Source organism: Amycolatopsis australiensis (assembly GCF_900119165.1).
Taxonomy (GTDB): Bacteria; Actinomycetota; Actinomycetes; order Mycobacteriales; family Pseudonocardiaceae; genus Amycolatopsis; species Amycolatopsis australiensis.
Genome location: NZ_FPJG01000006.1, coordinates 21,548 through 33,905, shown reverse-complemented (window position 1 = coordinate 33,905; position 12,358 = coordinate 21,548). Strand labels below are relative to the sequence as shown.

Annotated in this window: 12 protein-coding genes; 5 read left to right on the top strand and 7 right to left on the bottom strand. The window is 72.3% G+C overall.

Annotation, left to right across the window (positions count from 1 at the left end):
• The first annotated feature begins 51 nt into the window (after positions 1-51).
• The gene (fdxA, locus tag BT341_RS01145) at positions 52-372 is read left to right on the top strand and encodes a ferredoxin (protein ID WP_072474489.1); all 321 of its coding nucleotides are present in this window, start codon (positions 52-54) and stop codon (positions 370-372) included.
• Positions 369-1,460: a succinyldiaminopimelate transaminase gene (gene dapC / locus BT341_RS01140; RefSeq protein WP_072474488.1), complete on the top strand. Its 1,092-nt coding sequence runs from the start codon at positions 369-371 to the stop codon at positions 1,458-1,460. The genes fdxA and dapC overlap by 4 nt, the downstream gene beginning before the upstream one ends.
• Here dapC and BT341_RS01135 read toward each other — a convergent pair.
• Positions 1,454-2,071 carry a TetR/AcrR family transcriptional regulator gene (locus BT341_RS01135; RefSeq protein ID WP_072474487.1) on the bottom strand — a complete coding sequence of 206 codons (618 nt, stop codon included), beginning with the start codon at positions 2,069-2,071 and terminating at the stop codon, positions 1,454-1,456. The genes dapC and BT341_RS01135 overlap by 7 nt on opposite strands.
• Positions 2,072-2,152: 81 nt before the next feature.
• Between BT341_RS01135 and BT341_RS01130 the strand changes: the two genes are divergently transcribed.
• The gene (locus tag BT341_RS01130) at positions 2,153-3,574 is read left to right on the top strand and encodes an FAD-dependent monooxygenase (RefSeq protein ID WP_072474486.1); all 1,422 of its coding nucleotides are present in this window, start codon (positions 2,153-2,155) and stop codon (positions 3,572-3,574) included.
• Between the two features lie 15 nt (positions 3,575-3,589).
• On the opposite strand, the gene BT341_RS01125 is transcribed toward BT341_RS01130, so the two are convergent.
• The 3 genes from BT341_RS01125 to BT341_RS01115 are packed head-to-tail and all read right to left on the bottom strand — an operon-like array spanning position 3,590 to position 6,017.
• Positions 3,590-4,549, bottom strand: a complete 960-nt coding sequence (locus BT341_RS01125) for a CHAD domain-containing protein (RefSeq protein WP_072474485.1) — start codon at positions 4,547-4,549, stop codon at positions 3,590-3,592.
• 28 nt (positions 4,550-4,577) lie between these two features.
• A complete protein-coding gene (dapD, locus tag BT341_RS01120; RefSeq protein ID WP_072474484.1) occupies positions 4,578-5,561 on the bottom strand; it encodes a 2,3,4,5-tetrahydropyridine-2,6-dicarboxylate N-succinyltransferase in 984 nt (327 codons plus the stop codon).
• 27 nt (positions 5,562-5,588) lie between these two features.
• Entirely contained in the window at positions 5,589-6,017 is a 429-nt protein-coding gene (locus BT341_RS01115; protein WP_072474483.1) for a hypothetical protein, read from the bottom strand.
• Between the two features lie 23 nt (positions 6,018-6,040).
• On the opposite strand from BT341_RS01115, the gene dapE reads away from it, so the two are divergent.
• Both dapE and BT341_RS01105 read left to right on the top strand, forming a co-directional pair.
• Positions 6,041-7,111, top strand: coding sequence for a succinyl-diaminopimelate desuccinylase (gene dapE, locus BT341_RS01110; RefSeq protein WP_072474482.1), 1,071 nt, complete (start codon positions 6,041-6,043; stop codon positions 7,109-7,111).
• A gap of 115 nt (positions 7,112-7,226) precedes the next feature.
• A complete protein-coding gene (locus BT341_RS01105) occupies positions 7,227-8,012 on the top strand; it encodes a DUF3152 domain-containing protein (protein ID WP_072474481.1) in 786 nt (261 codons plus the stop codon).
• Here BT341_RS01105 and BT341_RS01100 read toward each other — a convergent pair.
• From BT341_RS01100 to BT341_RS01090, 3 genes are all read right to left on the bottom strand, one after another.
• The gene (locus BT341_RS01100) at positions 8,009-9,061 is read right to left on the bottom strand and encodes a chitinase (RefSeq protein ID WP_072474480.1); all 1,053 of its coding nucleotides are present in this window, start codon (positions 9,059-9,061) and stop codon (positions 8,009-8,011) included. The two genes, BT341_RS01105 and BT341_RS01100, sit on opposite strands and share 4 nt — an antisense overlap.
• 142 nt (positions 9,062-9,203) lie before the next feature.
• A complete protein-coding gene (locus BT341_RS01095) occupies positions 9,204-10,808 on the bottom strand; it encodes a M20/M25/M40 family metallo-hydrolase (RefSeq protein WP_072474479.1) in 1,605 nt (534 codons plus the stop codon).
• Between the two features lie 254 nt (positions 10,809-11,062).
• Positions 11,063-12,328, bottom strand: coding sequence for a helix-turn-helix domain-containing protein (locus BT341_RS01090; RefSeq protein ID WP_072474478.1), 1,266 nt, complete (start codon positions 12,326-12,328; stop codon positions 11,063-11,065).
• Between the last annotated feature and the right edge of the window lie 30 nt (positions 12,329-12,358).

The following is a 12,358-nucleotide window of genomic DNA, read 5'->3' as shown; positions in this document are numbered from 1 at the left end:
GCGTAATGTCGGCACGGACTGGCTGTTTGCAGAGAAAAGCAGGAGTGCGCAGTGACCTACGTGATCGCCGAGCCCTGCGTCGACGTGCTCGACAAGGCGTGTATCGACGAGTGCCCCGTGGACTGCATCTACGAGGGCGAGCGGATGCTGTACATCCACCCGGACGAGTGCGTCGACTGCGGCGCCTGCGAGCCGGTCTGCCCGGTCGAGGCGATCTACTACGAGGACGACGTCCCGGACAACTGGTCGGACTACACCAAGGCCAACGTCGACTTCTTCGACGAGCTGGGCTCGCCCGGCGGCGCGTCCAAGGTCGGCAAGACCGCGAACGACCCGGCGTTCATCAAGGCGCTGCCCCCGCAGGGCGAATGAGCCGCGTCGCCCTGCCCGACTTCCCCTGGGATTCGCTCGCCGAGGTCAAGGCCACCGCGCAGGCGCATCCCGGCGGGGTGGTCGACCTCTCCATCGGCACCCCGGTCGACCCGGTCCCGGCCGGCATCCGCGACGCGCTGGCGTCGGTTTCGGACATCCCCGGGTACCCGACCACGCACGGCATCCCGGCCCTGCGCGCGGCGGCGATCGACGCCCTGCGCCGCCGCCACGGCGTCACCGGGATCGAGCCGGACGCGGTCCTGCCGACCATCGGGTCCAAAGAGGCCGTGGCCTGGCTGCCGCGGCTGCTCGGCTTCGGGCCGGGAGACCTCGTCGTCATCCCGGAGCTGGCGTACCCGACGTACGAGGTCGGGGCGCTGCTGGCGGGCGCGTCGATCCTGCGTGCCGACAGCACGGTCGCCCTCGGCCCGCAGCGGCCGGCGATGATCTGGCTGAACTCGCCGTCCAACCCGACCGGCAAGGTCCTCCCGGTGGAGCACCTGCGCAAGGTCGTCGAGTGGGCGCGCGAACGCGACGTCGTCGTGGTCTCCGACGAGTGCTACCTGGCCCTCGGCTGGGAGACCGCGCCGCTGTCGATCCTGCACCCCGACGTCTGCGGCGGCCGCACGGACGGCCTCGTCGCGGTGCACTCGCTGTCCAAGTCGGCGAACCTGGCCAGCTACCGCGCGGGTTTCCTGACCGGTGACCCGCGCCTGATCAAGCAGCTGCTCGAGGTCCGCAAGCACGCGGGCATGATCGTGCCCCGCCCGGTCCAGGAGGCGATGGTCGCCGCCCTGACCGACGACGAGGCTCTCGAAGCCCAGCGCGAGCGCTACGCCCGCCGCCGGCTGGCGCTGCGGAAGGCGCTGCAGGACAACGGCTTCCGCATCGACCACTCCGAGGCCGGGCTGTACCTGTGGGCCACCAGGGACGAAGACGCGCAGTCGACGGTCAAGTGGCTGGCCGAGCGCGGCATCCTCGTCGCGCCGGGCACGTTCTACGGCCCCACGGGCGGCAAGCACGTCCGGGTCGCCCTGACCGCGACCGACGAGCGCGTCGACGCGGCCGTGGCGCGGCTGGCTCAGTAGTCCCGGCCGGTCAAGCCCCGGTAGACGAACCGGGTCAGCAGCTCGATCGCCTCCTCGTCGGTCGGCGGTGTCCAGTCCGCCGGTGAGCCGTGCAGCCACGTCGCCGCGAACGAGTCGACGAGGTTGTACATCAGCATCCCGCAGTGGCCGGGCCCGGCGGGCAGCCGCAGCCCGGCGCGGGTGACGTACGCGAGGTGGTCGTCGAGGTCGGCCGCCTGTGAGGCGCCGAACCGCGCGAGCGTGCGCGCGAACGAGTCGCTGACCATCGCCGCCTGGCGCAGGGCCAGCATGGTCGCGGCGTTCTCCCGGTAGAAGTCCCAGTACTGCTTGACGTGCCAGCGCACCGCCACCGGGTCGCTGAAGTCCGCCAGGTGGTCCGCGCGCTCGGCGCTCTCGTCGCCGGACGCCGCGATGTCGGCCAGGAGTGCTTCGAGCAGCTCCTCCTTGCTCGCGAAGTGGTTGTAGAACGACCCCGCGGCCCGGCCCGCCTCGGCGGTGATGTCCGTGATCTTCGTGTTCAGGTAGCCCTTCCGCGCGAAGACGCGCTTCGCCGCGGCCTTCAGCGCGGCCTCGGTCTCCGCGGCCTTCTCCTTGCGGCTGGTCGCCGTCATCGCCACCTCCCTTGACACGGGACGCTAGCAGCGCCATTCTGAATCTATATTCAGTGAATATTGATTCACTAGGAGGATGACATGGACACACGGGTGCTGATCGCGGGGGCGGGACCGACCGGGCTGACGCTGGCCATCGAGCTGGCACGCCGGTGCGTGCCGGTGCGGATCGCCGACAAGGCCGAGACGTACTTCGCCGGCTCGCGCGGCGACGGGCTCCAGCCGCGGACGCTGGAGGTCTTCGAAGACCTGGGCGTGCTGGACGCGGTGCTGGCGGCGGGGGCCGCGCCGGTGCGGATGAAGATCCACCTCGGCGACGAGGTGGTCGGTGAGCGGATGATGTTCGACCCGGTCGAGCCGACGCCGTCGAGGCCGTACCCGACCGGCTGGTTCCTCGGCCAGTCGCAGACCGAGGGCATCCTGCGCGACCGGCTGGCCGAGTTCGGCGTCCACGTCGAGCTGAACAGCGGGCTCACCGGGTTCGAGCAGGACGCCGACGGCGTCACGGCGACGCTGAGCACGGGGGAGACGGTCCGGGCCGCGTACCTGGTCGGTGCCGACGGCGGCAAGAGCTTCGTGCGCAAGGCGCTGGGGATCGCGTTCGAGGGCACCACCGACGAGTCGATCCGGATGCTGCTCGGCGACGTCCGCGCCGACGGCCTCGACCACGGGTTCGGGCACTGGTTCGCGACGCCGGACGAGCCGATGAGCGGGATGATGTTCAGCCCGCTGCCGGGCACGCCGCACTTCCAGTTCGCCGCGTCGCTGCGCGAGGGTGAAGTGGACGCCGAGACGGCGCTGCCCGCGGTCCAGGCCCGGCTCGACGCGCTGAGCGGCGGCACTGTCCGGCTGTCGGACCTGGCCTGGTCGACGGTCTGGCGGCCCAATGTCCGCCTCGCGGCCCGGTTCCGCGACGGCCGCGTGTTCCTGGCCGGCGACGCGGCCCACGTCCACCCGCCGACCGGTGGCCAGGGCCTCAACACCGGCGTCCAGGATGGCTACAACCTGGGCTGGAAGCTCGCGGACGGCGCGCCGGAGCTGCTCGACAGCTACGAGCCGGAGCGCCGGACCGTGGCGGCCGAGGTGCTGGGCGTCTCGAGCGAGCTGCTGCGGAAGTACGCCGACGGTGACGAAGACGCGCACAAGCGTGGCGAGGACACCCACCAGCTGAACATCACCTACCGCGGCGGCCCGCTGTCCCCGCCCGGAACGGGTGCGCTGCGCCCTGGCGACCGGGCACCGGACGCGCCGCTGCTGGACGCGAACGGCAAGCGGGTGCGGCTGTTCGAGCTGTTCCGCGGCCCGCACGCGACGGAGCTGGTCTTCGGCGACGGGCCGGTGGGGGAGAACGGCTACCGGATCCTGCCCGCGGGCAGCGTCGCGACCGGACCGGACCTGGTCGACGACGGCGGCCACGCATACGCGGCTTACGAAGTCCGAGACGGCGACCGGATCCTGGTCCGCCCGGACAACTACGTCTGGTCGGTCTCCCGCGGCTCGTGAGTGAGAAACCGGGTTCTAACCCTGTTTCGCACTCACGACGTGCAGGGCCTTCGCGGCGGCGTCGACCTCGGCCCAGGAGGCGCGCCACCGCGCGCGGGCCTCGGCCCGGCGGGCCAGCTCGCGCTCGGCGATCCGGCCCGCGACGAACCCGACCGCGCCGTCCGCGGTGTCCAGGACCGTGCGCATCCGCTCGGCCGCGACCACCGCGTCCTGGTGGTCGCCGAGCACGGTCTGGAAGTCCCTCGTCGCCTTGATCAGCTTCGTGATCCGCCCGGCCTGCTTCTTATTCGCCGACGTCAGGGCCAGCTCGGCGGCGTAACGCAGCTTCTTGCCGTGGATGCGCAGGGCGTGCAGGTCGTCGTCCGGCGGGTCGGCGGGCAGCGCCCGGACCGCCTTGGCCAGCTTGCGGTGCGGTTTCGCCAGCCCGGCGACGAGGTCGTGCGGGCCGTCCGCGGCCGCCGCCGCGGACGGCCCGCCGTCCCGGGCCAGCAGGCTGACCTCCCGCAGCAACGTCGAGTAGCGGGCGCTCGAGAGCGCCCGCGTCAAGCGCCGCTTCGCCGCGGCACGCTCGGTGACGAACCCCGACACGAGCCGGCGCCCGGCGGGCTGGTCGCGGACCTCGAACTCGGCGACGACCTCGCGCAGGTGCGCGATGAGGACGTCGTAGTCGCGCACCTCGCCCAGCGACTGGCCGAGCCAGCCCAGCTCCGCGCGCACCGGCTCGGCGCCGTCGCCGACCAGCGCGCCGGACAGCTTGAGCACGCTGCGCATGCGCCGCAGGGCGACGCGCATCTGGTGCAGGTCCTCGGGGTCGGCGCCGGTGCGCGTGCCCGGCTCGTGCGCGAGCAGGGCGCGGATCTCCCGGTCGAGCTTGGCGCGCACGTGGTGGACCGCCGGATCGGCCGGGCGCGCCTCGACGGGGAGCTCGGGCAGGCCCAGCTCGGCGGGGGTGCGCGGCAGCGATCCGGTGGTCACCTCGTGAATGGTAGGTGAGCGTGCGCCCTCAGTCGTTGGCGTGCAGCGCCGCGTTCAGCTCCACACCCGAGCCGGTCTTCGGCACGACCTCGACGGCGCCCGTCGAAGAGTTGCGGCGGAAGACCGCGCCGGAGATGCCGTTCAGCTCGCGGGCCTTCACGACCTTGCCCTCGACGACGACCTTCGTGCCCGCCGTGACGTACAGCCCGGCCTCGACGACCGTGTCGTCGCCCAGCGAGATCCCGACTCCGCCGTTCGCGCCGATCAAGCAGCGCTCGCCCAGCGAGATCGTCTCCTTGCCGCCGCCGGAGAGCGTGCCCATGATCGAAGCGCCGCCGCCGACGTCCGAGCCGTCGCCGACCACGACGCCCGCCGAGATCCGGCCCTCGACCATCGACGCGCCGAGCGTGCCGGCGTTGAAGTTGACGAAGCCCTCGTGCATCACGGTCGTGCCGGACGCCAGGTGCGCGCCGAGCCGGACGCGGTCCGCGTCACCGATCCGGACCCCCGGCGGCATGACGTAGTCGACCATCCGCGGGAACTTGTCGACGCTGTAGACGGTCACCGGGCCGCGCGCCCGCAGCCGCAGCCGCGTCGTCTCGAAGCCTTCGACCGGGCACGGGCCGTGGTTGGTCCACACGACGTTGGCCAGCAGGCCGAAGATGCCGTCGAGGCTCTGGCCGTGCGGGCGGACCAGCCGGTGCGAGAGCAGGTGCAGCCGCAGGTAGATGTCGTGCGTGTCGGCCGGGGCGTCGGCGAGCCTGCCGATCGTCGTGCGCACGGCGACGACCTCGACCCCGCGGTCGGTGTCCGGGCCGAGCAGCGCCGCGGCGGCCTCGCCGAGCAGCTCGGCGGCCTCGGCGGCACTCAGCCGCTCCGAACCGGACGTCCCGGCCTCGGTCAGCTTGGGGTGCGGGTACCAGGTGTCGAGGACCGTCCCGTCGGTGGTGACGGTGGCCAGCCCGACGCCGCTGGCGCCGGTCGTTTCGGGGTTCGGGCTCTGCTCGCTCACGCCCGACACGGTAGTCGAGCGACGGCGTCAGCTCGTCGTGGGCTCGGCGTCCACCTGCTTCTTCAGGCCGGACAGCGCGGCCGCGATGTCGACGAGCGCCTGCGTGCACGGGCCGCCCGCGTCGGGCACCGTCGTGCAGCCCGCGCCGCGGAACTCGCCGACGGCCGTCTGCAGCTTGTCGGCCTCGGCGACCAGCCGCGGGTCGCGGTCGTTCGCGCGCTTGCGGGCCGCGCCGGGGACGTTGCCCACCTCCGTGACGTACTTCTCACAGCCCTTCGGCAGCTGGGTGCGCGGGCTCGCGTAGCACTGGTCGACGGTCAGCGCGTCCAGCTTCGTCGGGAGCGCGTCCGGGCCCGGCTCGCCGCCCTGCTTGGGCGTCGGGCCTGCCTCGTTGCCGCAGCCGGACAGGACCAGGACCAGCAACGCGCCGCCGACGGCGACCGGGAACCTACGCACCCCCTCACGGTAGCGTGCCGGGCATGAGCCTCGACCTGCACGCCGACCCCGTCGACCTGACCGCCGCGCTCGTGGACACCTTCAGCGTGTCCGGCTCGGAGGCCGAGATCGCGACGGCCGTGCAGGAAGCGCTTCAGGCGCAGGCGCCGCACCTGGAGGTCGTCCGCAACGGTGACGCCGTCCTGGCGCGGACGAAGCTCGGCCGTGCCTCGCGGGTCGTGCTCGCCGGGCACCTCGACACCGTGCCGGAGAACGGCAACCTGCCTTCGCGGCGTGAAGGCAGCGGAGACGACGAAATCCTGCACGGCCTCGGCTCGGTCGACATGAAGGGCGGCGACGCGGTCTTCCTGCACCTCGCGGCGACGCTGCCGGAGCCGAAGCACGACGTCACGTTCGTCTTCTACGACAACGAAGAGGTCGAAGCGGTCAAGAACGGCCTCGGCCGGATCGAGCGCGAGCTGCCCGAGTGGCTGGCGGGTGACCTGGCGATCGTCGGCGAGCCGTCGAACGGCGCCATCGAGGCCGGCTGCCAGGGCACCATGCGCGTCGAGCTGCGCTTCACCGGGAAGCGGGCGCACACGGCCCGGGCGTGGATGGGCGAGAACGCGATCCACGCGCTGGCCGGGCCCCTTCGGCGGCTGGCCGAGTACACGCCACGGGTCGTCGACATCGACGGGCTGACCTACCGCGAGGGCCTGCAGGCGACGTCGATCGGCGGCGGGGTCGCCGGGAACGTCGTGCCGGACTCGGCGGTACTGACCGTGAACCACCGCTTCGCCCCGGACCGCGACCCGGCGGCGGCGGAACGGCATCTGCGCGAGGTGTTCGACGGCTACGAACTGTCCGTTGTGGACTTTTCACCGGGAGCGCTGCCGGGCCTGTCGGCCCCGGCGGCGGCCGAGCTGGTGGCCGCGGCGGGCGGCCGCGCGGCGGCGAAGCTGGGCTGGACGGACGTCGCGCGCTTCGCCGCGCTGGGCATGCCGGCGGTCAACTTCGGCCCGGGCAACCCGACGCTGGCGCACACGAAGCAGGAGCACGTCCGCACGGCGGAGATCCGCCAGGTCACGGCGATCCTCCGCAAGTTCCTCGGCTGACCCGATGTGGCCGTCGTCACAGCCGAGGTGCTGAGCTGCGGTGACTCGACGTCACCGCAACTTTTCGGCCGCCTCGGCCGTATCTCCCGGTGAAGCCGCGCACCCGGGAGGACCCATGTCGAAGACCGCGAGACGGGCCGTCGCCGTGCTCGCGCTGGCCGGGGTCCTCAGCGCCTGTGAGCGGCAGCCCGTCGCCGCGCCGGCGGCCGGTCCGGTCGTCACGGCCATCGGGGAGGCCACCGCCGTCCCGCCGGCGCCCGCCGAGCGGGAGCAGCCGGTCAAGCAGCCCGCCGAGGTCGCCATCACCTTCCCGCGGACCGGCTCCGGCCAGTGGATGTTCACGCCGGGCAGCGATGAAGTGGCCGGCCGGTCGGGCCGCCTGATGCGGTACCGGATCGCGCTGGAGACCGGCATCGACGGCGTCGACCCCGCCGGGTTCGCCGCCGCCGTCCGCGGCATCCTCGGCGACCCGCGCGGCTGGACCGGCGGCGGCGAGTGGCGGCTGCAGCAGGTCGGGCCCGAAGACCCGGCCGACTTCACCATCTACCTCGCGACACCCGCCAGCCGCGACAAGCTCTGCGGCGGTACCCCGGACGGCTACACCTCGTGCCGCAACGGCAGCAACGTCGTCCTCAACGTCGCCCGCTGGGCCAACGCCGTGCCGGGCTACGGGGCACCGCTGGAGGTCTACCGCCAGTACATGGTCACGCACGAGACCGGGCACCGGCTCGGCCAGGGCCACGAGCTGTGCCCGGGCCCCGGCCGTCCGGCGCCGGTGATGGAGCAGCAGACGCTCGGGCTGCACGGCTGCGTGCCGAACCCCTGGCCGTTCCCGGACGGCCGCGCGTACGCGGGTCCCTCCGGCGAGTACGACGACCCGATCCCGGCCGGCGACTCCTAGCGGCCCTGCAGCGACTTGACGTTGTCGCCGAACGTCCAGCCCTTCGAGCCGTCCCAGTTGATCGACCAGTCCATCAGGCCCTTCAGGCCCGGGACCGACCGCCACGCCTGGGAAACCAGGCTCGGCGACAGGTACCCGCCGCCGGCGCCCGGCTGGGCGGGCAGGCCGGGGACCTGCTTGTCGTACGGGACGCGGATCGTCGTGCCCTGCACGACCAGGCCGTTGTTCAGGCACTGCGTCTGCACGGTGAAGCCCTGCACGGTCCCGGCCTGGTAGGAATCGCCGCTGCAGCCGTACATCGAGCCGTTGTAGTACTGCATGTTCAGCCACCACAGGCGGCCGTTGTCCGCGTACTTCTTGATGATCGGCAGGTACGCGCCCCAGATCGAGCCGTAGGTGATGCTGCCGCCGGTGACGTACGCGGTTTCCGGCGCCATGGTCAGCCCGAAGTTCGACGGCATCTGCGCGAGCACGCCGTCGATGATCCGGACCAGGTTGGCCTGCGACGCCGAGAGCGTCTTGATGTTCCCGCTGCCGGTGAGGCCGGTCTCGATGTCGATGTCGATGCCGTCGAAGTTGTACTGCTTCAGGATCGGCACGATCGTCGAGACGAACCGGTCGGCCACCGTCGAGGACGAGAGGTCGATCCCGGCGGCCGCGCCGCCGATCGACATCAGGATCGTCGCGCCCGCGGCCTTCGCCGCGCACATCTCGGCGGGCGTGGCCACCTTGACCCCGGCGTCCATCCCGTCCTCCCACAGCACGGTCCCGTCGGAGCGGATCACCGGGAAGGCGGCGTTGACGACGTTGTAGCCGTGCTGCGCGATGCGGCTGTCGGTGATCGGGATCCAGCCCATGCCGGGGTGGACGCCGTTCGCCGCGCCGTCCCAGTTCTCCCAGTAGCCCTGGACGACCTTGCCCGCGGGGCGGGACTTCACCGCGCACGTGCCGGCCGGCACCGCCCCCTGCGCGGGGGCCGGCACGAGCAGCGGGACGGCCATGGCCGCGGCCAGGAGGGTTCCGAACCAGCGGGTTCTGCGACCGGACATACCGGCTCCCATCGTCGTTGAGGGTGAACTCGGTGTGTCCGATCACGATATGGGCCGCGGAGAACCGGTGACTACCTACGAACGGGTGGTCTAGACAAATTGTGGTGGTGGCACTTCCCCGCGGGGAAGTGCCACCCCTGGGTCAGACGGTGAGCGTCCAGGAGGACAGGTAGCCGGTGTCGGCGGGGCCGGCGTCCCGGATCTGCAGCCGCCACGCGCCGTTCGCGGCTTCCGAAGCGGCGTTGACGGTGTAGGTGGTGTCGAGGTTCGGCGTCGAGTCGCTGCTGGAGCTCTTCAGCCGGTACGCCGAGCCGTCCGGGGCGACGAGGTCGATGACCAGGTCACCGCGGTAGGTGTGGGTGATGTGCACCTCGACCTTTGTGGTGCCGGACGCATTGCGCGCGCAGCCCGCGACGTTCGCCGTGCTGCTGACCGCGGCGCCCGGGTAGTCGGGGATGTCGAGCCGCGTCGAGTTGGTCACCGGCGCGCACGACGAGCTGCCGACGCCGAGTGCGTACGTCGCCGTGTGGTCGGCATCGGCGCCGTCGGCTGTCACGGTGACCGGGAACGTGCCGGTCGGCGTGGTCGACGACGTCGTGATGGTCAGCGTCGAGGAGCCACCCGACTGCACGGTGGCCGGGCTGAACGCCGCCGTCGCGCCCGCGGGCAGGCCGGACGCCGCCAGCGAGATCGGCTGCGCCGAACCGGACGTCGTCGCCGTGCTCACCGTGACCTGCAGCGACTGTCCGGGTTGGACAGTCCCGGCGGCAGGGTTCAGGCTCACGGAGAAGTCGTTGCCCTGCGGCGCTGCGACGGCCAGCTTCCAGAGCGCGTACCCGATGGCGTCGGAGTTCTTCTCCAGCGGTGTGTCCGGAATGTTCGACGTCGTGTCGCAGGCGCGGTGGTAGCAGTTGTCGAACGGCGCACCCGCGGTACCGCCCCACTTCTGGGCCTGCGCCGAGCTCTTGATGTCGCCGGCGCCGGTGGCCAGGCCGCCGACCGGGATGCCCGCGTTCTTGAACGACGCGTGGTCGGACCGGCCGTCGCCTTCGCTGTCGCCCTCGGTCGGGATGCCGATGGCGGCGAAGTACTCGTCGAAGATCGCCTTGATCGAAGCGACGTCGTCGTAGACGAAGTAACCCCAGTTCTTCGAGCCGATCATGTCGAAGTTGAGGTATGTCTTGATCTTCGCGCGTTCGGTGCCGGACAGCGTGCCGACGTAGTACTTCGAGCCGACCAGGCCGGACTCCTCGTCGGCCCACCAGGCGAACCGGACGCGCTTGGCCATCGCCGGGTTGGTCCGGGCGAGCGTCAGCGCGACTTCGAGGATCGACGCGCTGCCGGAGCCGTTGTCGTTGATGCCGGGCCCGGCGCTGACGCTGTCGAGGTGCGCGCCGAGCATGATGACCTGGCTCGCGTCGCCCTGCGGCCATTCGGCGATCAGGTTCTGCGACTGCCCGAGGCAGCTGGTGCACGTCTGGCGGGTCGTGGTGTAGCCGGCGTTCTTGAGCAGGTTTTCCACATAGGACACCGATGCCGCGTACCCGCCGCCACGCGCCGAGCGCGTGCCGCCGTTGTTGTTCGCGATGGCCTGCAGCTGGTTGAGGTGGGTTTTGATGTTGGCCAGCGAGATGTCCGGCGCGGCGAGCGCCGTGACCGGCGCGGCGGTGGCCGCGGGAGCAGTGACGGCACCCAGCACGGCGGCCAGGGCGGTGACCCCGGCGCCGAGTCTTGTCTTCCAGTTCATGGCGTGGATTCCTTCGGACTTCGGGAAAGGGGAGGAATGCCCGCGGAGGTGGGGACGGTCCGAGTAAAGGATCAGCGGAACCGGGCGTCAATGCGCCGAACGGACCAACGGCACGTTACGGATTTGCCGCCCAATTCGTACAAGTCCCGCCGCAGCAGGGAGTTCTCGCCGCGCCCGTCGTGGAACGACTTTCGTAGGGATTGTCGCGGACACCCCCCGAACGCCGGATCGGTTGCCACCACGGGGATCGGCGCTCAGCCGGCTTCGGCGCCCAACGCGAGCAAGCCGTTTCGCAGCACGTCGGCGGCTTCCTGCTGCTTTCCGGTTTCGCCCAGCAGCTCGCTCAGCGGCCGCAACGCGCGCACCAGCACGCCACGCGCCCCGAGCCCGGTGGCGAGTTCGACCGCCGCCCGCAAGTACTCCGCCGCGCCGCGGGCGTCGCCGCGCGCCCGGGCCAGCGACCCCAGCTGCAGCCGCAGCTCCGCCGCCAGCGCCGTGCCCGCCACGACCGACGGCCGGACCTGGTCGAGCAGCGTCGCCGCCGTCTCCAGCCGGCCCGCCGCCAGGTGCTCGGCCGCCAGCTCGACCGTGATCGCCGGGACGTCGTCCGGCCACGCCGTCTCCCGCGCCGCGGCGAGGTCGGCCAGCGCGCCTCCGACGTCGCCCGCGCGGCCGCGGACCCGGGCCCTGGCCAGCAGGCAGTGCGCCATCGCGGGGTGCAGTGCCCGCTCCTGCATCAGGTCGTACGCCGCCGCCACCGACGCGGCCGCGTCGGCGAACCGGTCCGCCGCCAGGTGGCTGCGGCACACTTCGAGGTGGCTGCGGGTCAGCTCGGCCAGCACCGCCGGGCCGCCCCGGTGCAGCCGCAACGCCGATTCGGCGTATTCCGCGGCCCGCTCCAGGTCGCCCTGGCGCAGGTGCCGCTCGGCCAGGCAGGCCCGCAGCGTCAGCAGCAGCGACGGCTGCGGGTACCCGTCGCGCAGCAGCTCCGCGTGGCAGGTTTCCAGCAGGTGCAGGGCGTACTGCAGCTCGCCCCAGCCGGTGAGCACGGCCGCGCGCAGCGGCACGACCATCGCCCGCACCGGCGGCGGCTCGCCCGACAACGCCGTCTCGGCCTCCGCGACGTACTTGGTTCGGGCGTCGCCGGTCGAGTACCCGGCCAGCCACAGCAGGGCGATCCCGGCCTGCCGCGGCCGGTGGAGGCGTTCGGCGCGGCGCCGGATGCGCTGCATCCGCGGGGTCGCGCGGCGCGCGTCCCCGGCCAGGAAGCGTTCCGCCGTCTCGATCAGCTCGAGGTCGAGCTCGATCAGCTCGCGCGGCGAGCTGCCGCCGAGCAGCTCGTCGGCGTCGATGCCCAGCTGCTGGGCGAAGAACCGCAGCGCGTCACCCGACGGCGTCCGCGCGCCGGTCTCGACCGACGACACGTACGCCGCGGAGTACTGCGTTCCCGCGAGCTGGCGCTGCGTGAGCCCGCGCTCGGTGCGCAGCTCGCGCAGGCGCTCACCGACGCTCTCGCTCACTCAGCCGCCTTTCCGCCGGGGGAGTCCAGG